The following is a 26191-nucleotide window of genomic DNA, read 5'->3' as shown; positions in this document are numbered from 1 at the left end:
TGGCATTCCGCAGCGCCACTTCACCGGTGACCGCCTCCAGGCCCGTGGGCTCCAGGACGCGGATGGGTGGCTTCACCCTGCTGGAAACGTTGCTCGTCATGACCTTGATGGCGGCCGCCACCTTGCTGGCGGCGATGATGTTCACCGGAGGCATGGAGGGCATGCGCCTGCGGTCTGAATCCAAGGAGATCGCCGCGCAACTGCGCTACACGCGTGCACGCGCCATCGCCACGGGGCAGCCGCAGCGTTTTCTCGTGGATCCGCGCGCGCATCGATGGGAGGCCGCCGGTGATCGCCATGGCGACATCGATACTTCGTTGTCGGTGCGCTTCACGGGCGCACGGCAGGCGCAGGAACGCGCGGGCGAAGGTGCGATCCTCTTCTTTCCCGACGGTGGCTCGACCGGCGGACGCGTGACCCTCGCGGCTGGACAGGCGGCGTGGAGTGCCGACGTGGCATGGCTGACCGGTGAAGTGCGCCTGGTGCGCGATGCGGTCGCTGCGCGATGAGCATTGGCGCGCGACGGCAGCAACGCGGCTTCACCCTGCTCGAAGTCATCGTCGCGTTCGCGCTGCTGGCGCTGGCGTTGACGTTGCTGCTCGGCGCGCTCTCGGGCGCGAGCCGGCAGGTGCGGACATCGGCCGACAGTAGCCGCGCCACGCTGCATGCGCAGTCGCTGCTCGCCCAGCTGGGTACCGGCGAAGTCCTGCAGCCCGGTCGGCAGGAAGGCAGCTTCGATGGCGACCGCTACCGCTGGCAACTGGATGTGTCGCCGTTCGCCGACCCATTGGCCGCGCGGGCGCAACGCGACGCAGGCGCACCGCAACTGCTGGATGTGCGCCTGGTGGTGAGCTGGGGCGATGCGCGCGACCAATCCCTGCAGTGGCGGACGTTGCGGCTGGCACCGCGCGACATCAACCAGGCGACGCTGCCATGAGATCACCGCAGCGCGGCTTCACCCTGATCGAGGTGCTTGTGGCGCTGGTATTGCTGGCCGCCGGCCTGGCACTGGCATTCGCCACCCTGCGTTCGTCCACTGCGGTCGTCACGCGCGGCGAGAACATGGCGCAGGCCAGCGAACGCATGCGTGCCGTGCATGGTTACCTGCGCGCACGGCTGGCATCGGCGCAACCCATCGTGTTCGCGACCGATCGCGGCACCCTCCGCGAGGCGCGTTTCATCGGCACGCCGCAGCGCATGCGCTTCGTGGCCGATCTGCCGGACTACCTGGGATACGGCGGGCCCTATCTGCACGACGTGGCATTCGACGGAGAAGGGCGCCTGCAGGTCGCGTTCGCCGTCGCGCAACCGGATGCCTCACTGGAAGATGTGGACCTGTGGGCGCGTGGACTGCGCGCCGAGCGCCTGACCGACGGCCTGCGTGCGGTGCGTTTCCGCTACCGCGGGCTGGATGCGGACAACCGGCTTGGCCCATGGCAGGACCGCTGGGAAACATCGGAGATGCTGCCCCTGCAGGTGAAGATCGAAATGGATGCGGTGCGTGGAGGGCGCTGGCCCGACCTGGTGGTCACGCTGGCGCGCAGCGAAGGTGGTGCGGGTGGCGGACTGCTTCCCGGTGGCGCGAATCCGGTGCTGCCATGAGATGGCAACGTGGAGCGGCCCTGTTGATCGTGCTGTGGCTGGTGGCACTGCTCACCGCGCTGGTCGGGGCGTTCGCGTTGACTGCAAGGATGGAAGCATTGCAGGGACGGGTGGGGAGCCGCGGCGCGGTGGCGCAGGAGATCGCGCGCTCCGGCATGGAATACGCGCTGGTGCGCGTGGCGGACCGCAATCCGGAAACGCACTGGCAACCCAATGGCCGTGCGTATGCCTGGAAGTTCGATGGCCATGACGTGCAGGTACGCATCATCGACGAAACCGGCAAGGTGGACCTCAATCAGGCGGATGTGTCCCTGCTGTCGCGCCTGATGCAGGCGCTCGGGCAACCGTCCGACGCGAGCGACCTGATCGCCGCCGCGATCGTGGACTGGCGCGATGCCGACAACCTGAGCCAGCCCGTCGGGGGCGCGGAGGATGGCGACTATGCAGCGGCGGGGCGCGACTATGGTGCCAAGGACGCGCCGTTCGAAACCATCGCGGAAGTCGAACAGGTCCTGGGGATGACGCCGGCGCTGTACGCGCAGCTGGCGCCCTTCCTCACTCTGTATTCGGGACGTGGGCAACCCGACGCCACCTATGCGCAGGGGCCGGTACTGGCGGCGATGGGGATGGACGCGACGGCATGGCTAGCGCAGCGCAACGCGACCGGTGTCACGGGCAGCAACGAACTCGTCGGTACCGGCAGCGGCACGTATAGTATCGAGAGCCGTGCGCGGCTGGCCGATGGCCGCGAGGCGTCGTTATGGACAGTGGTGCGCGCGGGAGCCAGCCCGGTACCGGGTTCGGCCTATACCTTGTTGCGCTGGGAGGAGGGAGCGGCACCACAATGAGCGGCGTACGCGACACCTTGCAGCAGTTCCGGGCACGTCTGGGGCCCGGGCCACGCAGTTTCCTGGCGTGGTGGGGACAGGCACTGGCGACCTGGTTGCCGGCGCGCTGGCGCGTACTGCTTGGCCTGACCCGCGACCGGCTGTTCTTCCGGCAGCAGGACGACGAACTCGAGATGGCCTGGGTGGAGGGTACGCAGCGCCACGTGCTGGCGCGCCTGCCTGCCACGACCACGCCCGACGAACTGCGCATGCTGCTCGGCAGCCGCCTTGCGAATCTTCCGCGCTGGTGGTTGGTGCCGGCGGGCATGGTGCTGCGTCGCCGCGTGCTGTTGCCGGCGGCGGCGGCGGATCGCCTGCGCGACGTGCTGCGGTTCGAACTCGACCGGCAGACGCCGTTCACCGCGAACGAGGCCTGTTTCGATGCGCGCGTGCTGAGCGTCCGCGACGACGGTCAACTCGATGTCGAACTGGCGGCGGTGCCGAAATCCGCATTCACCGGCGGCCTGGCCCGGCTGGGGTCGTTGGCGGGCGAGCTGGCGGGCGCCGATGTTGAAGATGCCGACGGCGGGCCGCTGGGCGTGAACCTGTTGCCCGAGGAGGCGCGCGTGGCCCGCCAGGCACCGCAGCGCGGTGTGCACCTGGCGCTGGCGGCGGTCGCGCTGATCGCCCTGGTGTTCGGTGCCTGGGCGGTACTCGACAACCGGCGTGCGGCGGCGGAGGCCTTTGCCGCGCAGGTGGACAGCCGCGCCGACGAGGCGCGCCAGGTGGCATCGCGCCGCCAGCAGCTGGTCGATCTCGTCGCCGGTACGGCCACGTTGAACCAGACCAGCGCACGACGTCCCACCGCGCTGGAAGTGATGGACGACGTGACCCGGCGCCTGCCGGACAACACCTATCTCGAGAAACTGGCCATCGAGGGCGATCGACTGACGCTGATCGGCTTCAGTCCGGAGGCATCGGGGCTGGTCGCACGGCTGCAGGAATCGCCGCTGTGGCGCAATCCCGCCTTGAGCGGGGCGCTACAGCCCGACCCGCGCACGCGCATGGATCGCTTCACCCTCACCGCCGAGTTGCTGGGCAAGCAGGAACCCGCCACCGCGGGTACGCAGGGAGGCGCCGATGCCGCTGGCCGTGACTGAACGTGATCGCTGGCTGGCCCTGGTATTGCTGCTGGTGGCGCTGCTGCTCGGCTATCTGGTGCTGGTGCATCCGTGGTGGACAGTGCCGATGCAGGAAGTGAACGTGCGCGTGGCGGAACTGCGCGACCGCGAGCTGCGCATCCGCACCCAGCTCGAGCAGGCGCCGCAGGTGCAGCGCGAACTGGCTGCCGCGCTCGCGCAGCAGGCGCAGCGTCCGGGGTTCCTGCCCGAGGCGACGGTGGAACTCGCCACCGCCGGCCTGGTGCAGCGACTGGAAACCGTCGTCAGGCAGGCCAGTCCCGGCAACCGCAGTTGCGCCATCGCCAACCAGTCGCCGCTGGCGATCGCCGGCCGCGAGGTCTATCCGCGCGTGGTGGTGCAGGTACGCCTGCGCTGCGGTGCGCCCGAACTGGCGTCGGTGCTGCACCAGATCGAGTCCGGCAGCCCGCGGTTGTTCGTCGAGAATCTCAACATCCTCGCGCAGCGGTATGCGTTCCAGGCCAGCGAAAGCGGTGCAGGCGGGCTGGACGTGAACTTCGACCTGTACGGTTATCTCAAGCCCACGCCCGCCGCCGTGCAGGAGCCGCCCCGTGCGCCTTGAGGCCTGGACCGCGCGCACCTGGATCCTCGCCGTCACGGCGGGATGGGCGGTGCTGGTCGCGCTGCTGGCGTTGTTCGGGCTGGGTGGCCGCATCACACCGTTGCCCGCCGATCCCGCGCTCGTCCAGGCGTTGCCACGCCTGCCTCCCGGTCCGCCGGAACGCCTGGGTGCGTTGACCCGCTACGCGGAGGTCGGCGAACGGCCGCTGTTCTCGGAGGACCGCCGGCCCAAGCCGTTCTTCCTGTCCGGCGAGGAAGCCGCTGCACCGGCCTTCGACCTGGTGCTGAGCAGCGTGCTGATCACGCCATCGCTGGAGTTGGCCATCGTCCAGCCTGCGCAGGGCGGCGAGGGCTTGCGGGTGAAGGTGGGCGAATCCCCTGCAGGCTTCCCGGGCTGGCGATTGAGCGAACTGGCACCGCGCCGGGCCGTGTTCGATGGCCCCGAAGGTCGGCGCGAGCTGGAACTGCGTGTCTTCGACGGCGCCGGCGGCCAGCCGCCCACGCCCTTCGTGGGCGGGGCGCCAGGCGGACCCCCACTGACGGCCGTCCCGCCGGCCGGTGTGCCCATGCCCGCGCCCATGCCGGGCAGCCGCACGACCGGTGGCAACAATGCCCCCGCCGTCATGCCGACCGTGCCGTCGCCGGCTGCGCAGGGGCCGGCGCCAGTGCCTGCACCCTCGCCGCCACGCGCCAACGACGCGACGGCCGCACCGGCCACGACCACCGACCAGCAGATGGAAGCCATCCGCCAGCGCATCGAGCAGCGCCGTGCGCAGCTGCGCCAGCAGCAGGCGCAACCCACCACGCCGCCGGCAACGCCCGGCAAGACACAGTAGAGTGCCGGCATGACGCCACGTGTGATCCTGTTTTCCCTTTGCCTCGGCCTGCTGGCCGGCTGCGCCAGCGCGCCGGTGCCGGATGTGCGCCGCTCCGCGACCACCCCGCCGGGCGAGGTCGTGCCCGGCAGCGCGCAGACCGCACCCTTGGCGGAAGCCGAGGCGCCGGTCGGTGGTCCGCAGGCGCAGATCCGTCGTGGCAGCGGCCAGATGATCAACCGCAGCGCAGCGGCCGCCCCGATGCCGTCGCTGGGCAGCGCAAGCAGCGGATCGGCCACCTTCAATTTCGAAGGCGAATCCGTGCACGCCGTGGTCAAGGCGATCCTCGGCGACATGCTGGGGCAGAACTACGTGATCGCCCCGGGCGTGCAGGGCACGGTCACGCTGGGCACACCCAAGCCGGTGTCGCCGGCCGAAGCGTATAACCTGCTGGAAATGGTGCTGGGCTGGAACAACGCCCGGCTGGTCTACAGCGGTGGCCGCTACAACATCGTGCCCGCCGACCAGGCCCTGGCCGGCAGCGTGGCGCCCGGTACCGGCAGCCCCGCCAATGCGCGTGGTTTCGAGGTGCGCGTGGTGCCGCTGCGTTTCATCTCCGCCAGCGAGATGAAGAAGGTGCTGGAGCCCTACGCGCGGCCCAACGCCATTGTCAACACCGACGCCACCCGCAACGTCATCACGCTCGCCGGCACCCGCTCGGAACTGGAGAACTATCTCCGCACCGTCGAGATCTTCGACGTGGACTGGCTGTCGGGCATGTCGGTGGGCGTGTTCCCGCTCCAGTCCGGTCGCGCCACGCGCGTGGTCGCCGACCTGGAGAAGGTGTTCGGCAACGACAGCAAGACGCCCAGCGCCGGCATGTTCCGCTTCATGCCGCTGGAAGGCGCGAATGCGGTGCTGGTGATCACCCCGCAGCCGGCCTATCTCGACCAGATCCAGCAGTGGCTGGAGCGCATCGACGGTGCGGGCGAAGGCAGCCGGTTGTTTTCGTACGAGCTGAAGTACGTCAAGGCGCGCGAACTCGCGCAGCGGCTGGCGGAAGTGTTCGGCGCGTCGGGTAGTGGTTCCGGAGGCGATGACCGTTCCACCGGCGGGCCAGGTAATGTGTCGCTGATGCCGGGCACCGATCCCGTGCAGATCAACGACGGCGGCATGGGCGGTACCGGCGGCTCGGTCGATTTCGGTGGCTCGGGCAGCAGCAGTTCCGGCAGTGCCGGACTGGGTGGCGGGTCGCTCTCGCTCAACCAGCGTGACAGCGGCAACGGCGCGGTGACGCTGGATGTCGACGGCAGTCGCGTGGGCGTGGCCGCCGTGGAAGAGACCAACACCCTGCTGGTGCGTGCCAGCGCCAGCGCCTGGCAATCGATCCGCGAGGTGGTCGAGAAGCTCGACGTGATGCCGTTGCAGGTCCACATCGAAGCGCAGATCGCGGAAGTGTCGCTGACCGGCGACCTGAGCTACGGCGTGAACTGGTACCTGGAACGCGCGATGACCGACAACGGCCTCGGTCCCTTCGCTGCGCCCGGTGCGGGTGGGCCCAGCAAGTGGAGCACGCTCGCCGGCAGCATCGGGGGCGTAGGCGGCGCGGGGGCCGTGTGGACGCTGGTCAAGAACGACGCGGCGGCCGTCATCACCGCGCTGGACGAAGTGTCCGACGTGCGCCTGCTGCAGACGCCCTCCATCTTCGTGCGCAACAACGCCGAAGCCACGCTCAATGTGGGCAGCCGCATCCCGATATCGTCCGTCACCGTCAATCCGGGACTGGGCACCGACAACACCTACAGCCAGGTGCAGTACCTGGATACGGGCGTGATCCTCAAGGTGCGCCCGCGCGTGACCCGGGACGGCATGGTGTTCCTCGATATCGTGCAGGAAGTCAGCTCGCCCGGCAGCGAGCCGGACGCCAACGGCAACGTGCGCATCAACACGCGCCGCTTCAAGACCGAGGGTGCCGTGCAGGCCGGCAACACGGTGATGCTGGCGGGCCTGATCAGCGACACGGCGACCCAGGGATCGTCCGGCATTCCGGGCCTGAGCCGCCTGCCGATCATCGGTGGCCTGTTCGGCAGGAAGACCACCGGCACCGAGCGCAGCGAAGTGATCGTGCTGCTGACGCCGACCATCGTCAGCAACCCGCAGGAAGCGAACGACCTGACCGACGAGTACGGCAAGCGCTTCCGCGCGCTGGAACCCCTGAACACGCCGCGCGACAAGTGACACCATCCGTCGCATCGTCCCTGCCCATCGTCCTGCTGCCCATCGGCACCGATGACGATGCACTCGACGCCTGCCTGGGTGCACTGGAAGCCGGGACACCGGCCGGGACGCGCCTGTGGCTGGCCGACGACGCGCAGGCCGGTCCTCGCGGCCTGGCCATCATCGAGCGCTGGCTGACGCGTACGCGCCTGCAGGCCGACTACACGCGACGGCCGCGCATGCTGGGCGAAGTCGCGCATGTGGACCAGATGCTCGCGGCCTGCGGCGATGCCGACGTGGTGGTGCTGGCACCGGATGCGCAGCCCTTGCCGGGTTGGCTGCAGCAACTGGCCGCCTGTTTCGCCCGTGATGCCGCCATCGCCACCGCCACGCCCTGGTGCAATGCGGGCGAAGCCGCTGCCTGGCCACGGCTCGGCGAAGTGAGCCCGCCCCCCACGGATTTCGAACGCACGGCGCATGCCTGCGCGGCGATGGCGCCGCTGCATCCGGAGCTTCCGGCGGCTGTCGCGCACGCGGTGGCGTTGCGTGGCAGCGCCCGCAAGCGCGTCGGCGGCCTGGATGCCGCGAGCTACGGCTCGTGGTACGCCGCGCTGGTCGACCTGTCGCTGCGCCTGGCCGGGCTGGGGTGGCGCAACGCCCTGTGCGAGACCGCCTTCGTGGCGCGCGGAGGCGAGGGCGGTCCTGCCGATGGCGACATGGACGCCTTGAACGCACGCTGGCCCGCCTTCACGCCGCGGCTGGCAACGTTCCTGATGGAGGATCCGTTGCACGAGCCGCGCGAACGGTTGGGTGCGCTGTACGCCGAAGCGGGATCACCGGAGCGCCAGCGTGACCTCTTCGGTTGAGGCGGCCGGCATCGCTGTGGTGGTGGTGACGCATGAGAGCGCCACCAGCATCGACGACTGCCTGATGCGGCTGCGCACGGCGCATGGCGTGGACGAGATCCGCGTGGTGGACAATGCCTCCACCGACGACACGATGGAGATCGTGCAGCGCCACGCGCTGCAGGATGCGCGCTTGCGCTTCATCGCCAATCCCGACAATCCCGGCTTCGCGGTCGGCTGCAACCAGGGTGCACGCGATACGCATGCGCCCTGGTTGGCGTTCGTGAATCCCGATCTGATGGTGGAGGCCGACACGCTGTCGCGGTTGCGCGCGCACGCCCGCCATGCGGCGGGCGAGGTGTTGCTGGGCGTTGACCTGGTGGACGAGGGCGGCGTGCGCGATGCGGCAGCGCGTCGTCGCGATCCTCTGTTCACCGCGATGCTGCGTTCGCCGGGCGCGGCGTCCAGGCTGGCGGTGCCGGTCGATGACGGGCAAGTGCTGCAGCCGGTGGACATCGTGTCGGGCGCGTTGATGCTGATGCCGCGCGCGCTGTTCGACAGGATCGACGGGTTCGACGAAGGCTATCGCCTGCATGCCGAGGACATGGACCTCTGCCGTCGCGCACGCGCGGCGGGTGCGAAGGTCGCCGTCGCCAACGACATCCGCGTGCTGCATATCCGTGGCGTATCGAGCCGTGCGCGGCCGGTGTTCGTGGAATGGCACAAGCACCGCGGCCTGTGGCGCTACTTCTGCAAGTTCGAAGCCGCACGATGCGGAATGGCTACCCGGGTGGGCGTGTTTGGTGCGATCTGGTTGCACTTCGGCGCGGTGGCCGCGCGCATCCTGCTGCGGCGCCGGTGACGTAGCGGCGGTCCTTCAAGCGTCGATGCGGTGACCAGCGTCGCGCAACGCCGACAGGGCTTCGTCCAGCCGAGGTGCCTGCACCAGCACGTAATCCGTGTCGTAAGTCGACAGTGCGAAGATCCCGATGCCCGCTGCCGCCAGCGGATCCAGCACCGCCTTCAGGATGCCGGTCAGGGCGAAATCGAAGGGCCCCTGCAGCTTGAACATGCGCCAGCCACGCTGGCAGCGCACGTTCCCGGGGACATGCGCTTCTTCGCAGACCAGCGACAGTTCGTCATCGGTCCAGCCGGCGTGTCGCATGCCGGTGCTAGGCCACCACGCCGGTAGCGCGGAATCCGCAGGCAGTTGCGCGACCGCGTAGCGACCGGGAAGCAGGGACAGCGCCAGCGACGTCATCCTGGGCGTCCGTTCCACCAGAACAGGGCGTTGACCGCGAGCACGACGACCATGGTGTAGATCAGCGACAGGGGGCCGCCGACGCGCCACAGCTGGCGCGAGGTGTAGTTGGCCGGGCCGACGATCATCGAAATCACCGGATTCGAGGCCGTCATCAGGTTGTTGGACGCCGACAGCGCCACGATCAGCGCGAACGCGGTGGGATTTCCACCCGCCGCCAACGCCAGGTTGATCGCCATCGGCACCATCACGATGGTGGCCCCGACATGGCTGATGACCAGCGAGAAGGCGGTGGTCAGCAGCGCGATGGCGATCTCCAGCGCCCACACGGGGATGCCCTCGGGCAGTCGTTCGACCGTGTGCCCGGCCACCCAGGCGGCAGCGCCGCTGCTGTCCATCGCCCAGCCCAGCGGGATCAGGCCGGCCATCAGGAACACGGTCTTCCAGTTGATCGCGCTATAGGCTTCGTCCATGCGCAGGACGCCGGTCAGCAGCATGCCGGCCACGCCGGTCATCAGGGTCAGCGCGACCGGCAGCTTGGACGTCAACGCGATGATGATGGTGATGGCGAAGATGGTCATCGCGATCTTGAACTTGTGCGGACGCTGTTCGCCCTTCGGATAGTCCGTCACCACCACGAAGTCGCGGCTCTCGGCGGCCAGTCCCAGGTCCTGCCAGATGCTGTGGAACACCAGCATGTCGCCGGCGCGCAGCTTCTCCTCGCGCACGTTGTCACGGATGACCTTCTTGTCGCGGTTGATCGCCAGCAGGCTGATGCCGTTCTGCTTGCGCAGGCGCAGCTCGCGCGCGGTCTTGCCGATGAACCTGGAGGTCGGCGGCACCACGGCCTCGGAGATGCCGGCGCGGCTCGGGTTGAACAGGTCGCCGAAGTGGCGCAGGCGCGAGGACATGCGCAGGAACTGGTTCTGGGCGAAATCGCCCACCTCCTGCCGCGTGCCCATCACGCCCAGCACGCTGCCCACCCAGATCCGCATGTCGGCCGGCGGTGCGAGCCGCGTATCGTTGCCCGTCTGCAGGGCCAGCATCAACGGCGCATCGTGAAGCGCTTCGGCCTCGCCCAGCGACATGCCCACCAGCGGGCTTTCCGCGGTGACCACCAGTTCGAACACGTCGCCTTCGATGCCGTAGGTATTGGCGAAGTAGCTCTCGGTGCGTGCCGGGGTGACGGCACCGTCAGCGTCAGGGGTTTCCTCCTTCAACTTCCGGTCGCCATGGAAGCGGAAGTACAGCAGCGACGCCGCGACCAGCGCCAGTCCGATCGGCAGCGGCGCGAACATGCGCAGCGGCTCCAGCGTGGCCATGCCGGAGGGCAGGTTGTTGTTGGCGGAGACCAGCAGGTCGTTGAGCAGGATCAGCGGCGAGTTGCCGACCATGGTGAACGCGCCGCCCATGACGATGGCGGCGGCAATGGGCAGCAACAGGCGCTGCAACGACAGTCCGGTGCGCGACGACAGCCGCGAGGCGACCGGCATGAACAGCGCCATCACCGATGGGTTCTGCATGAAGGAGGAGTTGAGGCTGGCGATGGCGGTGGTCATCAGCAGCAGCCGCTGCTCGATGCCATGTCCACGCCGCAGCAGCCAGGAGGCGAGGCGGTTGAGCGCACCCGTGCGGTCCAGTCCCGCACCGAGGATCATGGTGGCGATGATGCTCATCACCGCGTTGCCCGAGAAGCCGCCGAAGATCTCTTCCGGCGCGATCAGCCCGGTGATGCCCAGGACCACCAGCACGACCAGGGCGACCAGATCCGCGCGGATGCGTTCGAACAGGAACATCGCCATCGTGAAGCCGACCAGCCCGAGGACGAGCTTCATGTCGTTGGTCAGCGTCAGCGCGTTTTCCATGTCGCGGTCGGTTTCCTGGTGCGTGCTGCGGTATTACTCGCGGTCGTACAGAAGATCCCACACCCCGTGGCCGAGCTTCTGGCCGCGGGTCTCGAAATGCGTCTGCGGCCGCCAGTCGGGGCGCGGCACGCTGCCGCGCGGGCCGGCGCGGTTGGCCAGTCCCGGCGTCGCGTCCAGCACGTCCCACATGTGCTCGGCATAGGCTTCCCAGTCGGTGGCGCAATGCAGGCGGCCGCCCGGGCGCAGCTTGCGCGCGATGAGCGCCGCGAAGTCGGGCTGCACCAGCCGGCGCTTGTTGTGGCGCTTTTTGTGCCACGGGTCGGGGAAGTAGATGCGGACTTCGTCGAGAGAGCCGTCGGCCACCTCGTGCTGCAGCACTTCCACCGCATCGTGGTGGTAGACACGGACGTGGTCGCTGCCGTCTTCGGCCAGTGCATTCAACAGGCGGCCCACGCCGGGCGCATGCACTTCCAGACCGAGGTAGTCGCGGTCCTTGTCGCGGGCCGCCGCGAAGCGCAGGGCTTCGCCGTTGCCGAAGCCGATCTCGAGCACGCGCGGTGCGGTGCGGCCGAACACAGCGTCGTAGTCGCGTGGCGCGCCCGTGTAGTCCAGCCCGAAGCGCGGCCATTGCGTGTCGAATGCGCGCTGCTGGGCGTCGGTGAAGCGGCCCTGCCGCAGCACGAAGCTGCGGATTTCGCGTCGGCCTTCGCTGATCGTGAAGGGCTTGGGCGGGGCCTTGGCGCCGGAACTGGAGAACGGGTCCGTCATCGGTTCAGCCGATCAGGCCGTCGATCGGGCTGGAGGCCGAAGCGTTGCGCTTGCGCGGAATGCGTCCGGCCAGGAAGGCTTCGCGTCCTGCTTCCACGGCCTTCTTCATGGCGCTGGCCATCAGCACCGGGTACTTCGCGCCGGCGATGGCGGTGTTCATCAGCACGCCGTCGCAGCCGAGTTCCATCGCGATGGCGGCGTCGGAGGCGGTGCCGACCCCGGCATCGACCAGCACGGGCACCTTGGCGTTCTCGATGATTTCCAGCAGGTTGTACTTGTTCTGCACGCCCAGGCCGGAGCCGATGGGGGCGGCCAGGGGCATCACCGCGACGCAGCCGATCTCCTCCAGGCGACGGGCCAGGATCGGGTCGTCGCTGGTGTAGACCATCACGTCGAAGCCGTCGGCCACCAGCTTTTCAGCTGCGGCCAGGGTCTGCACGACATCCGGGTAGAGGGTCTTCTGGTCGCCCAGCACTTCCAGTTTCACCAGCGTGTGGCCGTCGAGCAGTTCGCGCGCCAGCCGGCAGGTGCGTACGGCATCGTCGGCCGTATAGCAGCCGGCGGTATTGGGCAGGATGGTGTAGCGGTCCGGCGGCAGCACGTCGAGCAGGTTGGGCTCGTTGGGCGACTGGCCCAGGTTGGTGCGGCGGATGGCGACAGTGACGATTTCGGCGCCCGCGGCCTCGGTGGCCAGGCGGGTTTCCTCGAAATCCTTGAACTTGCCGGTGCCGGTGAGCAGGCGGGAACGATAGGTCTTGCCCGCGATCACCAGCGGGTCATGGGGGGCGGTGTTGGACATGCGGCGATTATCGCCCATGTCATGCCGGTGCGTCCCGCCGACCCGGATCGATCCGCAGTTTCAGCCGCCGCCCAGTGCGTGCACGATCTCGACACGGTCATCCGCCTGCAGCACGCACCGTGCGTGCTGTCCGCGCGGGATGATCTCGCCATTGACCTCGATCGCCACCCGGCGCTCGGCCAGGCCTTGCAGGTGGAGGAGGGTGGCGACGGTACTGTGGTCCGGCAGCGCCAGCGGCTGCCCGTTCAAGTGGATGTCCATGCCGCCATTGTCGCCGATGGCCCGGGCGCTTGCCGCATTGCAGCGTGTGCGCCGGCGGGCTTGGTGGAACGATGCGCGCCATGCGCAGCCGTACGGCAGAGCCGGCGCGCAGTCGACCATCCCTTGCCCCGGAGATTCCATGAAGCGTTCCTTTTCGCCCGTCCGCTCGCTGCTGACCGTTGCGCTGGCGGTGGCGGCCGCCCCTGCCCTGGCAGGCGACAACCCGTACTCCCAGACCATCTTCTTCGGTGACAGCCTGACCGATTCCGGCCACTTCCGCCCGGCGCTGGTCCAGGCGGTGGGGCCGAACGGCGCCTTGCTGGGCCGCTTCACCACCAATCCGGGCCTGGTGTGGTCCGAGTACCTGGCCGAGTACTACGGCACGGGCGCTGGCAGCGCCAACCAGGGCGGCACCAACTACGCCGTCGGTGGTGCGCGCGTCGGCACCAATACGGCGGGTGCGCTGGGCCCGATCCCGTCGATGACCACGCAGCTGACCAGCTACCTGTCGGCCAATGGCGGCCGCGCCGATCCGAACGCGCTGTACACCGTCTGGGGCGGGGCGAACGACCTGTTCGCCGTGGTTGCCGGCGCCAACCCGACCACCACCATCGGCGGCGCGGTCACGGCGCAGGTCGGCATCATCGGGACGCTGCAGAATGCGGGTGCGCGCTACATCCTGGTGCCGACCGTACCCGACCTGGGCGTCACGCCGTCGTTCCGCGCACAGGGACCTGCGAGCGCGGCCGCCGGCACGCAGCTGGCCACGACCTACAACAATGCGCTCTTCGGGGCCATCAACACGGCCGGCCTGCGGGTGATCCCGCTGGATACCTTCACGCTGCTGCGCGAGATCGTCGCCAGTCCGGCGGAATACGGCTTCGGCAATGTCACCGGGACCGCCTGCAATCCGCAGATCACCGCATCCTCGGTCACCTGCAGCCCGCTCAACTACGCCACCCCGAACGCGCCGGACGTGTATGCCTTCGCCGATGGCGTGCATCCGTCGTCGAAGGCCCACGGCATCCTGTCGCAATACGCGGTGGCGATGCTGGAAGGCCCGCGCCAGATCGCGCTGCTGCCTTACACCGCTTCCGTGCATGGGCGCGCGCGCGCAGACCGCGTGGCGTCACACGTGGCCGGCAAGCCGGACGGCGACGGCATGCGCTGGTGGGGTGACGTCCGGGGCGACTTCCTGCGCTACGGTGATGGCGACCTGTACGACGGCGCGGGCCCGATGGGAACCTTCGGCGTCGACTGGTCGAAGGGCTCCTGGGTCTACGGCGCCTTCGCCGGTTACGGTCGCGCGAAGTACGACTTCGGCCTGCGTCGCGGCAGCTTCGACGAATCCGATGCCACGCTGGGCGGTTTTGCCGGCTGGTACGGCGACCACCTGTGGACCAACGCGCAGGTCAGCTACAGCTGGCTCTCGTACGACGTGGACCGCGAAGTGCAGCTGGGTGGCGTGACCCGCCGGCACAGCGGCTCACCGGACGGCACCAACCTGACGGTGGGTGCAAGCGCCGGCTACGAATTCGGCGAGGGTGCGTTCCGCCATGGTCCCATGGTGAGTGTCGTGTCCCAGACCATCGAGATGGATGGCTACACCGAAAGCAACGTCAATTCGACGGCGTTGGCGTATCCGGACCAGGATTTCGATTCATTGATCGGCAGTGCGGGCTGGCAGGTCAGCTACGCGATCAACGATCACTTGGCGCCCTATGCCCGGCTGACGGTGGACAGGGAATTCGAGGACCCGGCGGAAGAAGTCTTCGCGCAGGCCCTGTCGTTGCCGGGCACCGCGCCCTATGCGGTACCTGGCCTGGACACCGATGACAGCTACGGGACGTTGCTGTTGGGTGCGCGCACGCGGCTGTTCGGCTTCGACGCCAACCTGGGCGTGAACACGACGGTCAACCAGGGCGGCGGGACCAACACCACGGCGTTCATGACCTTGAGCGGCAACTTCTGATGCACGACCCGCGATGCGGCGCCGAATGACGGCGCCGCATTGCCTTGCCGCGTCCTGCGGCATAGACTCGCCGCATCGTGCGGGTGTAGTTCAATGGTAGAACTGCAGCTTCCCAAGCTGCTAGCGTGGGTTCGATTCCCATCACCCGCTCCATCTCCGCATTCCCTTTCCCGCGTCCTGTCATCGCCCGGTATCCCGTGCGTGGCATGCTGTGCCCGGCCCCCGTGATTGCCCACCCATGAAGCTCGCCATCCTGTCGCGCAACGGCAAGCTGTATTCCACACGACGTCTCGTCGAGGCCGCGCGCCAGCGTGGCCACACGGCGCGGGTGCTGGACCCGCTGCGCTGCTACATGCGCATCGCGTCCACCGGCTTCCAACTGCACTACAAGGGCAGGTCGCTGGCGGACTACGATGCGGTCATCCCGCGCATCGGCGCCTCCATCACGCGCTACGGCACGGCCGTGCTGCGGCAGTTCGAGCTCATGGGGACGTACAGTCCCAACCCGTCGGATGCCATCCTGCGTGCACGCGACAAGCTGCGCACGCACCAGTTGCTGGCGGCGCAGGGGATCGATCTGCCGGTGACCGTCTTCGGCGACAACCCGGACGATACCCACGACCTGCTTTCGATGCTGGGTCCCCCTCCGCACGTCATCAAGTTGAACGAAGGCGCCCAGGGGGCCGGCGTGATGCTGACGGAGAAGCCATCCGCGTCCCGCAGCGTCGTCGAGGCCCTGCGCGGCCTGTATGCCAGCTTCGTGGTACAGGAATTCATCGCGGAGGCCGAGGGGGCCGACCTGCGCTGCTTCGTGGTCGGTGACGAGGTGGTGGCGTCGATGCGCCGCCAGGCCCCGGAGGGTGACTTCCGGTCCAACCTGCATCGGGGCGGCACGGCCCAGCACGCGGTGGCCACGGAAGAGGAATGCGCCGTCGCCATACGGGCGGCACGGGTACTGGGTCTGGGCGTGGCGGGCGTGGACCTGATCCGCGCGAAGCGTGGCCCCTTGGTCCTCGAGGTCAACTCGACCCCGGGACTGGAAGGCATCGAGGCGGTGTGTGGCGTGGACGTCGCGGGGCGGATCGTGGAGCACCTCGCCGCACGCGCTGAATAGGGTGACGGGGCGCTTTGCAGCCCCCAACATCCTGTTTTCACGTGAAATTAACGCGCTCTTTAACGGTGGTTTAATCGAAACCCGCGTAGCCTTGTCCGAACCGCAGCTCTGCGTTCCTCCCGGTGTTTGCATCTGGAAAGCACAGGTTTACGGTAATCGGGGCATTAGTTTGGCCCAAGCGGGTGGAAGCCCGCTTGGGCCTTTGTTTTTCTCAGCCAGCCCTTCCGATACTTGCTGGCATGGGTCCCGTTGGCTAAATTCGGTAATCCCCATCACGTAAGGAAGCAGCATGCGTCGCCCTCCCTTCATGGCATTGATGCTGCTGCTGTTGGCAGCGACCGCCCACGGCGCTCCCCGCGACAAGTCCACCAAACCGCAAGCGCTGGATCTCGACAAGCCGCTGCCCGAACAGGTCGAGCTGATCCAGAAGCAATTGGACGACGGCGAAACCTATGTCGAGATCGCGACCGCCGACCGTGCCAAGGTCAAGGAATCCCTTGCCCGGTTTGCCGCGATCATCAACGAGAGTGGCGGGTCCTTGAACCCCGAGCAGAAAACCCAGCTGGTCAACGAGCAGAACGAAATCAACCAGATCCTGTCCCAGGCCGCCGCCGACAGCCGTCTTGTCTGCCGTCGCGAGGCACAGATCGGGTCGCTGCGGACGACGACCCAGTGCAAGACGGTTGCGGAACGTCGTCGCGATGCCCAGGACGCGCAGGAAGTGATGCGCCGTAACCCCTCGGGGACCTACAACAAGGGCAGTTGAGGGGCGAAGGTCCAGTGCCGGTCGTTCAGGCGACCCTGCAGCCGGGCCATCCCAAGATAGTTTTTGCGACGTGTTCGACCGTGCTTCCAAGCCACCCATCAGGAGATTCAAAGCATGCACAAGGCGATTGTTCTGGGCGTATTGCTGGTCACATCCTCGGTAGCGCATGCCAAGATTGATTCCCTGTCTACACGCGAGGGCTCCCGCAATGCACTGGATATCCAGTCGCCCTTTGAAGCCCAGCAGCAGCGGATCCTGAATGATCTGGCCGGAGGCGAGAAATATGGTGAGATCAGCCCCCAGGATTCGGCCAAGGTGAAGGAAGCGTTGAGCCGCATGTCCAGCCAGCTGGACAGAGCCAATGGCTCAGTAGACGGACTGTCCGCCGAGCAACGGGTGGCAGTATTGAATGACCAGGAGTTGATCAACGCCATCCTTACTCATGCAGGCGAAGAGAGTCGACTCGTGTGCACGAGGGAGAAGCCTGTCGGAACCAGGCGCGCCACCACCCATTGCATCACGGTCGCGGAGCGTCGACGTCATCGTGAAGAAGCGCGGAACGAGATGGACAAGAATTTCCGCTCCCCCATTATTGACTGAAGCCTGACATGCGAATCCTGGTTATCGAAGACAACAGCGACATCGCCGCCAACCTTGGTGACTACCTTGAGGAGCGGGGTCATACGGTGGACTTCGCGGCCGACGGTGTGACCGGACTGCACCTGGCGGTCGTGCATGAGTTCGATGCGATCGTGCTCGACCTCAACCTGCCCGGCATGGACGGACTGGAGGTCTGCCGCAAGCTGCGCAACGAGGCTCGCAAGCAGACGCCGGTGCTGATGCTGACGGCGCGGGACTCGCTGGACAACAAGCTGGCCGGCTTCGATTCCGGTGCCGACGACTACCTGATCAAGCCGTTCGCGCTGCAGGAAGTCGAGGTGCGCCTGAATGCGCTGTCCCGGCGCGGCAAGGGCGTGCAGACGCGGGTGCTGGAGGTCGGCGAGCTGGAGTACAACCTGGATACGCTGGAAGTGCGCCGCCAGGGCAAGCTGCTGCAGTTGAATCCCACTGCGTTGAAGATCCTGCAGGCCTTGATGGAGGCGTCTCCCGCCGTGGTGACGCGCCAGGAGCTGGAAACGCGGGTCTGGGGCGAGGAATTGCCCGACTCCGATTCCCTGCGCGTGCACATCCATGGCTTGCGTGCGGTAGTGGACAAGCCGTTCGACAGCCCGTACATCCAGACCCGTCACGGCATCGGATACCGCATCGCCGCGCCCGATGCCAGCAGCTGAGTCGCCGAAACCCCGTCGCCACCGCCGCTTCCGGCGGCGGCTGCGCACTCGCATCATCCTGTCGTTCGTGCTGTTGGGTTTCTGCCTGACGCTGCTTCTCGCGTTCTCGGCGAACTGGGTGCGGAATCGCGTCGAGGAAGACCTCGTGGTCGATGCGATGAGCCAGAACATCAGCGAGTACCAGCGGCGCTATGTCGAGAGCGGAGGACGCCAGCGCGACCTGCGTGTCCAGACGATGCGCGCCTACGCGTTTGCGCCGGACAAGTTCGATCAGCTCAAGAACGAGCAACCCGACTGGTACGAACTGGCGAACGGCATACACGCGTTGTCCGGCACGGACGAGGACGGGTCGCCGTTTTCCTATTGGCTTGCCGTGCAGAAGACGCCGGACGCGTGGTTTTTCCTTGCTTACGACATGACAGAGTCCGCCAAGGGCAAGGACAAGTTCAATCGTGCATTGATCGGCGTGGTGGTGGTGTTCACTGGTATATCGTTGTTGATCGGCTGGTGGTCCGCTTCGCGCGTGATGAGCCCCGTATCCGAACTCGCCGCACGTCTCCGTTCCTATCGCGGCAGCAGCAACCCTCGCGCGCTGGCATCCCACTTTCCCGAGGATGAGGTCGGTGAACTCGCCAAGGCGCTGGACGACTATTCCGGCCGCCTGACCGAAGTGGTCCAGCGCGACCGCGAGTTCAACGCCGACGTCAGCCACGAGCTGCGCACGCCACTCGCCATCATCCGCGGCTCGGTCGAGCTGATGCTGTCGCGGCCGGACATGGACGAGAAGACGCGCACCCGCATCCAGCGCATCCAGCGCGCCGAGCAGCAATGCACGGACCTGATCAGCGCGCTGCTGCTGCTGTCGCGCAACGAGCGTGGCCATGGCAACACCGATGTCGCGCGCGTGGTCGACCAGTTGCTCGATGCCCATCGCGCCACGCTGGGAGGAAAGCCGCTGATCCTCCGGGTCGAAGGCGAAGGTGGCATCACCGTGGACTCGCCCGAAGCCGCACTGTCGGTGGCGTTGGGCAACCTGATCGGCAACGCGGTCAAGTACACCAAGGATGGCGAAGTGGTCGTCCGCCTGTTGCCGGATGCCGTCGAAGTCGTCGATTCCGGGCCCGGGCTGAGCAAGGAAGACGCCGCGCGGCTGTTCGAGCGCGGCTATCGCGGCACGCATGCCGGCCATTCGCAAGGCGGCGGCATCGGCCTGTCCATCGTCAGTCGCCTGTGCGCGCTCTATGGCTGGCAGGTCGGCGTCCGTCCGGGGGACTCGAAAGGCGTTGTGGCCACGTTGCGTTTCTCGCCAGCGCGGGACACGTCGCCGGAGTCGCCGGGCGCTGCGCCGCAGGGCGCGTGAGGCCCCGGGGTTTCTTACAGCGTTATCCAGAAACAGTTGTAGGCCCTGCGCAGGCCGAACGTGGTGTCGGCGGGTGTGGCGCTGTTCTTCAGCGTCTGCACCACGCGCAGGCCGATGGGACGCTGCCGCTGCGCGGTATGCGGGTAATAGCCATCCTGGTTGGCGTCGACCACCTGTCCGGCGGCATCCAGCACTGGTGCAGGTGCTGGCCGGACCGGGACGATGTCGACCAGCGGACGCTGGGTGACCGCATCGAGCCGGTCGAGGATGCGCAGTGCGGTGGCGTCTGATGTGCCGGTCCAGTGGTAAACGCCGGCCAGGCGGTTGACGTCCTTCGCCTGGATCGCGGACGAGACCTGCATCACCAGGTCGCTGAGCGTGCGGGAGCAACCTCCACGGTAGAGGGCGCCCGTCGCGGCGGCGGGCGTGTCGCCCGACGGCAACCGGTCCATCGCGCCGATGTCCTCGCAACGCTTGTCGGTGTAGACGGTCTGGCCGGACATCGTGCTGCAGCGCTGCACGCCCTGCTGCTGCGCACGTGCGTCATGCACCTTCAGGCAGGTCCACGGGGCCAGGCAAATCAGGGCAAGACAGGGCAGGGAACGCATGTGGCCAGCCTAATCCGCGCCTGCGTCCAGGTCATGGCGCAAGCGCACGGAATGGGAGGTCGTTCACCTGCCGGAAGGACGGACCCGGTGGCCGACGCTCAACGGGCCCAGCCCAATCGCGCCAGCACGGTCTGGGTGGGCTTGGCCAGGTTGAGCGTGTAGAAGTGCAGCGAGGGTGCGCCGCCGGCGACGAGGCGTTCGCACAGGCTGGCGACCACGTCGGCACCGAAGTCGCGGATGGCGTCCGCATCGTCGCCCAGTGCCTGCATGCGCTTGCCGATCCAGCGCGGGATCTCCGCGCCGCATGCTTCGGAGAAGCGACGCAGCTGGGTGAAGTTGGAGATCGGCATGATGCCCGGGATGATCGGGATCTCCACCCCGAGCTTGCGCACCGCATCCACGAAGTGGAAGTACGCATCCGGGTTGTAGAAGTACTGCGTGATCGCGCCGTCGGCACCGGCATCGACCTTGGCCTTGAAGTGGTGCAGGTCCGTCAGCGCGTCTTCTGCCTGCGGGTGCGTCTCGGGATACGCACCGACTTCGATATGGAAGGCATCGCCGTGTTCGGCGCGGATGAATTCGATCAGCTCCGACGCGTAGCGCAGATCACCCGGATGCCCCATGCCGGAAGGCAGGTCGCCGCGCAGGGCGACGATGCGCTTGCAGCCGAGCGCGCGGTACAGGCGCAGCAGTTCGCGGATCTCCTCGCGGCTGCCCCCCACGCACGACAGGTGCGGCGCGGCGTCGAAGCCGTGGTGCTGGTTGAGGTGCCGGACCGTTTCCGATGTGTAGCTGAGCGTGGAGCCGCCGGCGCCGAACGTGCAGGACACGTAGTCGGGCGCATGCGTCTTCAGCTTGTCCGCGGTGCGATCGAGCTGCGTGCGCTGCTCATCGGTCTTGGGGGGATAGAACTCGAAGCTGATGGATGGCATGGAGGGCGCCCGTCGGATCGTGGGGGCATTATATCTCTTCATCCGGATGAATGATGCATCTTTGTGGCGCCGGGCCGTATCCCACAGCGGGCCCGCGCAGCTACCCTGTCGCCCTCCCACCTTCGCCTGCCGCATGACCATCGTCCTGACCCCTTTCGCCCGTACCCGCCTGTTCCCGGCCGACAGGCGCCGCAATGCCATCCAGGACTGCACCCCGGAGGCATTCGAGCAACGCCTGAACGATGAGAAGCCGTTCGAAGTACTCGCCGGCTATGCGCCGTTCTGTCGCCTGCATGTGCACCGGAACTGGACGGCGACCCGCTGCCTGACCGTGCCCATCACCGACGACAACCGGCATCTGCTGCGGTCGGCCTACGAAGCGCGTTCGTCGGCGGAACTGCCCGTGCTGGTGCGCTGGTTCGAAGGGGTCGAACCGCCGGTGGCCGACTACCTGATCGTCATCCTGTACAGCGCCGCGCAGCTGGCGAAGGAGAAGGCGCCGATCGACGGCGACTGGGGCGTGGTGGGTTGCCTTTACACCGCCACGCCGCACGAGATCCCCATGGCGCCCATCACGATGATGCGCAATGCGCTGGGCGTGGAGGAGGGTGGGTCGGGCGTGCCGCTGGATGCCGAGGCCTACCGGCAGAGCGTGGCGTTCTGGGACCGCAACGCCAACTGGCGCCCCTGATGCGCGATGCGGGAAGCCGTGCATTCACGCGGTGGCCATCTACTGCACGCAGAACGTCATTGCAGCTCTGCCAACGCCTGGTCCAGCTGCACTGCCGGTGACTGTTCAATGCCGAGCCGGACTACATCGGTCTCCGCAGTGGGTTCTTCCAGCGCGGCAAACTGGCTGTCCAGCAGCGACGCGGGCATGTAGTGGCCGCTGCGCGCGTGCATCCGTGCGGCGATGAGCCGCTTGTCGCCGTGCAGGAACAGGAAGCGCAACGGCAACCCGGTCGCACGCAGCCTATCGCGGTGACGTCGGCGCAGGCCGGAGAACGCCAGCACCACGCGTTCGCCTGCCGCCACGCGGCGCTGCAGCTCCAGGGCGATGCGGCGCACCCAAGGGGCCCGCATGCGGTCGGTGAGGGGAAGCCCGCCGGCCATGCGCGCCTTCGCGGCGATGCTGTGGAAATCATCGGCATCCAGGAACGTCGCGGGCCAGGCGTCGGCCAGTGCGTGCGCCAGTGTGGTCTTGCCACTGCCGGATACACCCATCACCACCGCGACCCGAATGCCGCTCATGCCGGCAGTTCCACCCGCACCTGGTACGTGCGTCCGGCTTCGATACCTTCGATCGCATTGTCGTCCTGCCACTGCCCGTCCAGTGCGACGCGCATCCGCGCGAGCCCTGTGACGCGTTCGATGTGCGTCTCGAACACGGCGCCCCGGAAGCGGCGCGTTGCGCGTGCCGATGGCCAATGGGAAGGCAGCTGGGGCGCGATCCGCAGCCCATCGCCATCGCCACGCATACCGAACAGTTCCTCCACCAGGCAGCGGTACAGCCAGGCGGCCGTGCCGGTATTGAAAAGTTGGCTGGAGCGGCCGGCGGTGCGCGGGTGCAGGCGCCAAGCGCCGCGGTAGTAGTTGGGCACAAACACCGGCAACTGGCCACGCTGCAGGCAATCGGCGGCGTCCGGCGTCGGCAGCATCGCGCGCAGTACCTGCCATGCACGGTCGGCGTCGCCGGCCTGGTACAGGCTGTACAGATAGAACGCCGCCGCATGGTTGTAGACCGCGCCATTCTCGGCCGTGCCGGGGAATTTCTGCGTTACCCGTCCGACATCCTCGCGCATGCGGGTGTACGGCGGGTCATACATGGTCACGCCGTAGGGCGACACCAGGTGCGTGTCGACGGCGGCCAGCATGCGCGCGCGCTTGTCGGCGTCGGCCGCGCCACTGAGGATGGCCCAGCTCTGCGGGTTGAGGAAGATGCGGCCTTGGCCATCCCCGCTGACGCCGAACGCGACACCATCGTCGGTGATGCCGCGCCCGTACCAGTCTCCGTCCCACAGGTGTGTGTTCATGGCGGCGTTGCACGCCTGCGTGCCCACGCGGAACTCGCCGGCGAGCATGTCATCGCCGCGGCGCGCGCAGATCTCCGCCCACTGCTTCAATGCATAGGCGCTGGCCAGCGTCAGCCAGCCGGACACGCCGCGTCCGCGCCAGCCGACCATGTTCATCGGGTCGCACCAGTCGCCCTGCGCGATATAGCTCAGGCCGCGCGCGTCGCGTGCCTGCAGCAGCCAGCGCATGGCGCGCGTGATGCGCTCGGACACGCTGACCGTTTCTCCATGGCGGTCGGTCACCAGGGCGTCGAGGATGGCGTCGTCGCCGGTCTCGTCCAGGTATGCGCGCAGGCAGATCGGCAGCCACACGCAGTGGTCGGTGTGCGGGATCTGGTTGATGTACTTCAGCTCGGCACCTTCCACCAGCAGGATGCCGTCCGGCATCGCCCCGGAAGGCTCCTGCTGCGACAGGGCGTGCAGGAACGCCGCCCGTGCGGCTTCCGGACGCAGGAAGCCCATCCCCATGTGGTCCTGCAGGTAGTTGCGCGTCTGCGGGTCCGTGGTCAGGCGGTTGACGTCACCGTGGTAGTAGACCTGGCGCGGCAACCAGTGGTTGGCGAACGCATCCAGCCACGGGTCCGGTGTCTCGATGCGCAGGCATCCCGTGCCCGCGTCGACGTAGGCCGCGCTGCCTGTCGCCGCCCCTGCGAACGCTTCCTTCGACAGATGCCGTTCGCGCAGGCGCCGGATCTCGTCGTCATCGCGCGCCGGCGCGAACAGGAAGCGGTACTCCTGTACCTCATCCTCCGCGAGGTCCACCCGGTACTGCAGCACGGCGGTGGGCATTTCGTAGGCCGCGTCGCCGCCGCCCAGCAGTTCCTGGCCGACGATGGCCTGCGGCGCATGCAATCCGCCTTCGCCTTCGAAGTTCGCCTGGTGGGCTTCCCATGCATCCGGCGTCCGCTCGTAGAGCAGGACGGTGCGGTCTTTGAAGTCGCGGTTGCGGAAGTAATCCTCGACCTTCTGGTAAGGCGTGACGCTGGCGCAGACGATGCCGCCCAGATCGGCGCGATGGCTGCCCGACTGGTTCATCCACGACATGTAGCCGACCGGAAAGTAGGGATACAGGCTGAGGCGTCGTCGACGCCCCGACCGGTTGCGCACGCGCACCGTCCACAACTCCGCCACCTCGTCGACCGGCAACACCACGCCCATTTCGACCTCGATGCCCGCGCATCGCACGCGCCACGCCACATCGGCCAGGCCGACGGAGAACGCGAATGCCTCCGGCATCCGTCGCACCGGTTCGTGCGGCACGGAGAAAAGTCCGCCGTCCTCCTCGTCCTTCACGTAGCAGAAGCGGCCCGGGTGATGCGCGTAGTACGGCTGCTCCGGCTGCATGAAGGTCTTGGCCTCCAGCGTCGGTGCATGCGCGTATTTGGCGGGCTCCGGCTGCATGAACTGCGCCGTGGCGAACCCGCGGCAGTTGAGCTGCAGCAGCATCCTCCGGTTCCACAGGAACGTGGACGCGGCGGGCATCGCCGTGGGGCTGGTCAGGACGAAGCGGCGGCCCTGCTCCTCGAAGCCGCAAGGCACGTCCGTCATGCCGATGCCTCCCGGCGGGACTGCAGTTCGGCCTGGACCCGCGACAACGTGGCGCCATCCAGCGGATAGAACCGCATGACCCACGCGGCCAGCAGGGCGACGGCGCCCGGAATCACGGTCAGCAGCAGCACGATGCCCAGCCGCGAGGCGTCCGACTGCGCTGCGTTGGCCACGTAGCCCATCCCGGCCAGGATCCAGGCGATGGTCGCCGAAGCCAGCGCGCCGCCGAGCTTCTGCGAGAACGTCGCCGCGGCGAAGGTCATCGCGGTGGCGCGCCGACCGGTCTTCCATTCGGTGTAGTCGGCGCAGTCGGCGTACATCGAAAAGGCCAGGGGTGACTTGGGCCCCAGCATCAGTCCGACCAGAAGGTTCAGCGCGAACATGAGCCAGACCGCGTCAGGGGGGATGAAGAACATCGCACAGCTCACCACGCCGACGCCCGCCATCAGCCATGCCATCAATCGCCGCTTGTCCACGTAGCGGGTCATCAGGGGCGTCAGTCCGGCGCCCACGGCCAGGGCCAGCGCATAGGTGCCAAGGAAAAGACCGGTCAGCTCCGGCCGCTCGAGGTGGTACTTGAGGTAATACGCCAGCGAGCCACCACGCATCACGATGGTCACCATGATGATCAGCGCCAGCGCGAACAGCACCATCCACGGCCGGTTGTGCAGCAGGTCCGCGATGTCCTGCCGGATCGCACTGCGCTGCTGCGGTGGAGGCGCGACGCGCTCGCGCGTGGTCAGGAACACGGTGACGAATGCTGCCGTGGCGATCACGCCGTACAGCGACAGCGTCAACTGCCAGCCCAGCGCCTCGTCGCCGCGTCCCAGCCACCGCACCAGATCCAGCGTGAGCCAGTTCACCGCCATCGTGCCGGCGAAGGCGGCGATGAAGCGGAAACTGATCAACTGCGTGCGCTGCTGGCTGTCGGCGGTGATCACGCCGGAGAGCGCGGAGTAGGGAATGCTCAGCACCGTATAGGCGAGCATCATCAGGGTGAACGTCGCGTACGCCCACACCAGTCTTCCCCCGTCGCCCAGGTCGGGCACGGTCCAGGTCAGCACGCCCGCGCATGCCATCGGCAATGCGCCATAGAGCAGGTAGGGCCGGAAGCGGCCGAACCGGCTGCGCGTGCGATCGGCCAGCGCGCCCATCAGCGGATCGGTGATGGCGTCCACCACCTTGGTGACGAGCATCATCGTGCCGACCGCAGCAGCCGCCAGTCCCATCACGTCGGTATAGAAGATGAGCAGGAACGCCGAGATGTTGGCCCAATACAGATTGAAGCCGAAATCGCCGACGCCGTAGCCGAGTTTTTCGCCCAGGCGGGGTTCCGTTGCTGGTGTTGCCTTGCTTGCGGGGTGCGCTGTGCCGCCGCTCCCCTGGTCGCGTTGCATGTCCACTCCCGGATTGACGTCGTTGCGCGACGGGTCACGAAGGACAGTGCCCGGCGCAAACCGAAACGGCGGCCAAGCTTGCGATGATCGCGCCGGGGAGGCAAGCGCCG

Annotated in this window: 27 protein-coding genes and 1 tRNA gene; 18 read left to right on the top strand and 10 right to left on the bottom strand. The window is 67.6% G+C overall.

Annotation, left to right across the window (positions count from 1 at the left end; translation table 11 throughout):
• Positions 1 to 62: 62 nt before the first annotated feature.
• From WBN46_RS05175 to WBN46_RS05130, 10 genes are read left to right on the top strand one after another with little or no spacing between them, the layout of a single operon-like run.
• Positions 63 to 509 carry a GspH/FimT family pseudopilin gene (locus WBN46_RS05175; protein WP_337730886.1) on the top strand — a complete coding sequence of 149 codons (447 nt, stop codon included), beginning with the start codon at positions 63 to 65 and terminating at the stop codon, positions 507 to 509.
• Positions 506 to 937 (top strand): prepilin-type N-terminal cleavage/methylation domain-containing protein, encoded by a 432-nt coding sequence (locus tag WBN46_RS05170; protein ID WP_337730577.1) that lies wholly within the window; start codon positions 506 to 508, stop codon positions 935 to 937. The genes WBN46_RS05175 and WBN46_RS05170 overlap by 4 nt, the downstream gene beginning before the upstream one ends.
• Entirely contained in the window at positions 934 to 1602 is a 669-nt protein-coding gene (locus WBN46_RS05165) for a prepilin-type N-terminal cleavage/methylation domain-containing protein (protein WP_337730576.1), read from the top strand. The genes WBN46_RS05170 and WBN46_RS05165 overlap by 4 nt, the downstream gene beginning before the upstream one ends.
• Positions 1599 to 2450 carry a type II secretion system minor pseudopilin GspK gene (locus tag WBN46_RS05160; protein ID WP_337730575.1) on the top strand — a complete coding sequence of 284 codons (852 nt, stop codon included), beginning with the start codon at positions 1599 to 1601 and terminating at the stop codon, positions 2448 to 2450. Before WBN46_RS05165 ends, WBN46_RS05160 begins: the two co-directional genes overlap by 4 nt.
• Positions 2447 to 3589 carry a PilN domain-containing protein gene (locus WBN46_RS05155; protein ID WP_337730574.1) on the top strand — a complete coding sequence of 381 codons (1143 nt, stop codon included), beginning with the start codon at positions 2447 to 2449 and terminating at the stop codon, positions 3587 to 3589. Before WBN46_RS05160 ends, WBN46_RS05155 begins: the two co-directional genes overlap by 4 nt.
• Entirely contained in the window at positions 3582 to 4190 is a 609-nt protein-coding gene (gene gspM / locus WBN46_RS05150) for a type II secretion system protein GspM (protein WP_337730573.1), read from the top strand. Before WBN46_RS05155 ends, gspM begins: the two co-directional genes overlap by 8 nt.
• Positions 4180 to 5025 carry a hypothetical protein gene (locus WBN46_RS05145; RefSeq protein WP_337730572.1) on the top strand — a complete coding sequence of 282 codons (846 nt, stop codon included), beginning with the start codon at positions 4180 to 4182 and terminating at the stop codon, positions 5023 to 5025. The genes gspM and WBN46_RS05145 overlap by 11 nt, the downstream gene beginning before the upstream one ends.
• A 9-nt stretch (positions 5026 to 5034) precedes the next feature.
• Positions 5035 to 7242 carry a type II secretion system secretin GspD gene (gene gspD / locus WBN46_RS05140; RefSeq protein WP_337730571.1) on the top strand — a complete coding sequence of 736 codons (2208 nt, stop codon included), beginning with the start codon at positions 5035 to 5037 and terminating at the stop codon, positions 7240 to 7242.
• The gene (locus tag WBN46_RS05135; protein ID WP_337730570.1) at positions 7239 to 8087 is read left to right on the top strand and encodes a glycosyltransferase; all 849 of its coding nucleotides are present in this window, start codon (positions 7239 to 7241) and stop codon (positions 8085 to 8087) included. Before gspD ends, WBN46_RS05135 begins: the two co-directional genes overlap by 4 nt.
• A complete protein-coding gene (locus WBN46_RS05130; RefSeq protein WP_337730569.1) occupies positions 8071 to 8928 on the top strand; it encodes a glycosyltransferase family 2 protein in 858 nt (285 codons plus the stop codon). The genes WBN46_RS05135 and WBN46_RS05130 overlap by 17 nt, the downstream gene beginning before the upstream one ends.
• Positions 8929 to 8943: 15 nt before the next feature.
• Here WBN46_RS05130 and WBN46_RS05125 read toward each other — a convergent pair whose 3' ends face one another.
• The 5 genes from WBN46_RS05125 to thiS are packed head-to-tail and all read right to left on the bottom strand — an operon-like array spanning position 8944 to position 13020.
• Positions 8944 to 9327, bottom strand: coding sequence for an ACT domain-containing protein (locus tag WBN46_RS05125; RefSeq protein ID WP_337730568.1), 384 nt, complete (start codon positions 9325 to 9327; stop codon positions 8944 to 8946).
• The gene (locus WBN46_RS05120) at positions 9324 to 11192 is read right to left on the bottom strand and encodes an SLC13 family permease (protein ID WP_337730567.1); all 1869 of its coding nucleotides are present in this window, start codon (positions 11190 to 11192) and stop codon (positions 9324 to 9326) included. Before WBN46_RS05120 ends, WBN46_RS05125 begins: the two co-directional genes overlap by 4 nt.
• Positions 11193 to 11225: 33 nt before the next feature.
• Complete coding sequence (gene trmB, locus WBN46_RS05115; protein WP_337730566.1) at positions 11226 to 11960, bottom strand: tRNA (guanosine(46)-N7)-methyltransferase TrmB; 735 nt, start codon at positions 11958 to 11960, stop codon at positions 11226 to 11228.
• Positions 11961 to 11964: 4 nt separating this feature from the next.
• Positions 11965 to 12759 (bottom strand): thiazole synthase, encoded by a 795-nt coding sequence (locus tag WBN46_RS05110; protein ID WP_192200256.1) that lies wholly within the window; start codon positions 12757 to 12759, stop codon positions 11965 to 11967.
• A gap of 60 nt (positions 12760 to 12819) precedes the next feature.
• Positions 12820 to 13020: a sulfur carrier protein ThiS gene (thiS, locus tag WBN46_RS05105; protein WP_337730565.1), complete on the bottom strand. Its 201-nt coding sequence runs from the start codon at positions 13018 to 13020 to the stop codon at positions 12820 to 12822.
• Positions 13021 to 13192: 172 nt separating this feature from the next.
• Between thiS and WBN46_RS05100 the strand changes: the two genes are divergently transcribed.
• The 7 genes from WBN46_RS05100 to WBN46_RS05070 all read left to right on the top strand — a co-directional run bounded on the left by WBN46_RS05100 (position 13193) and on the right by WBN46_RS05070 (position 19524).
• Positions 13193 to 14992: an autotransporter domain-containing protein gene (locus tag WBN46_RS05100; protein ID WP_337730885.1), complete on the top strand. Its 1800-nt coding sequence runs from the start codon at positions 13193 to 13195 to the stop codon at positions 14990 to 14992.
• A gap of 79 nt (positions 14993 to 15071) precedes the next feature.
• Positions 15072 to 15145, top strand: a tRNA-Gly gene (locus WBN46_RS05095).
• Between the two features lie 85 nt (positions 15146 to 15230).
• A complete protein-coding gene (rimK, locus tag WBN46_RS05090; protein ID WP_192200258.1) occupies positions 15231 to 16106 on the top strand; it encodes a 30S ribosomal protein S6--L-glutamate ligase in 876 nt (291 codons plus the stop codon).
• A gap of 289 nt (positions 16107 to 16395) precedes the next feature.
• The gene (locus tag WBN46_RS05085; protein WP_337730564.1) at positions 16396 to 16872 is read left to right on the top strand and encodes a hypothetical protein; all 477 of its coding nucleotides are present in this window, start codon (positions 16396 to 16398) and stop codon (positions 16870 to 16872) included.
• Positions 16873 to 16986: 114 nt separating this feature from the next.
• The gene (locus WBN46_RS05080; RefSeq protein ID WP_192200259.1) at positions 16987 to 17472 is read left to right on the top strand and encodes a hypothetical protein; all 486 of its coding nucleotides are present in this window, start codon (positions 16987 to 16989) and stop codon (positions 17470 to 17472) included.
• Between the two features lie 8 nt (positions 17473 to 17480).
• Positions 17481 to 18164: a response regulator transcription factor gene (locus tag WBN46_RS05075; RefSeq protein ID WP_055936695.1), complete on the top strand. Its 684-nt coding sequence runs from the start codon at positions 17481 to 17483 to the stop codon at positions 18162 to 18164.
• Positions 18151 to 19524 carry a HAMP domain-containing sensor histidine kinase gene (locus WBN46_RS05070; RefSeq protein ID WP_337730563.1) on the top strand — a complete coding sequence of 458 codons (1374 nt, stop codon included), beginning with the start codon at positions 18151 to 18153 and terminating at the stop codon, positions 19522 to 19524. The genes WBN46_RS05075 and WBN46_RS05070 overlap by 14 nt, the downstream gene beginning before the upstream one ends.
• 14 nt (positions 19525 to 19538) lie before the next feature.
• Here the strand turns inward: WBN46_RS05070 and WBN46_RS05065 are convergent, their stop codons facing one another.
• Both WBN46_RS05065 and metF read right to left on the bottom strand, forming a co-directional pair.
• Positions 19539 to 20132, bottom strand: a complete 594-nt coding sequence (locus WBN46_RS05065) for a hypothetical protein (protein WP_337730562.1) — start codon at positions 20130 to 20132, stop codon at positions 19539 to 19541.
• Between the two features lie 98 nt (positions 20133 to 20230).
• Positions 20231 to 21064 (bottom strand): methylenetetrahydrofolate reductase [NAD(P)H], encoded by an 834-nt coding sequence (metF, locus tag WBN46_RS05060; RefSeq protein WP_337730561.1) that lies wholly within the window; start codon positions 21062 to 21064, stop codon positions 20231 to 20233.
• 133 nt (positions 21065 to 21197) lie between these two features.
• On the opposite strand from metF, the gene WBN46_RS05055 reads away from it, so the two are divergent.
• A complete protein-coding gene (locus WBN46_RS05055) occupies positions 21198 to 21755 on the top strand; it encodes a DUF3228 family protein (protein ID WP_337730560.1) in 558 nt (185 codons plus the stop codon).
• Between the two features lie 56 nt (positions 21756 to 21811).
• Here the strand turns inward: WBN46_RS05055 and WBN46_RS05050 are convergent, their stop codons facing one another.
• Genes WBN46_RS05050 through WBN46_RS05040 form a run of 3 tightly spaced genes read right to left on the bottom strand, consistent with a single transcriptional unit; the run spans position 21812 to position 26081 of the window.
• Positions 21812 to 22315 (bottom strand): gluconokinase, GntK/IdnK-type, encoded by a 504-nt coding sequence (locus WBN46_RS05050; protein ID WP_337730559.1) that lies wholly within the window; start codon positions 22313 to 22315, stop codon positions 21812 to 21814.
• A complete protein-coding gene (locus tag WBN46_RS05045) occupies positions 22312 to 24684 on the bottom strand; it encodes an NdvB protein (protein ID WP_337730558.1) in 2373 nt (790 codons plus the stop codon). Before WBN46_RS05045 ends, WBN46_RS05050 begins: the two co-directional genes overlap by 4 nt.
• Positions 24681 to 26081 carry an MFS transporter gene (locus tag WBN46_RS05040; RefSeq protein ID WP_337730557.1) on the bottom strand — a complete coding sequence of 467 codons (1401 nt, stop codon included), beginning with the start codon at positions 26079 to 26081 and terminating at the stop codon, positions 24681 to 24683. Before WBN46_RS05040 ends, WBN46_RS05045 begins: the two co-directional genes overlap by 4 nt.
• Between the last annotated feature and the right edge of the window lie 110 nt (positions 26082 to 26191).

The organism is Pseudoxanthomonas sp. CCNWLW251 (genome assembly GCF_037402255.1).
Lineage (GTDB): Bacteria > Pseudomonadota > Gammaproteobacteria > Xanthomonadales > Xanthomonadaceae > Pseudoxanthomonas_A.
This window is presented reverse-complemented; position numbering and strand designations above follow the sequence as displayed.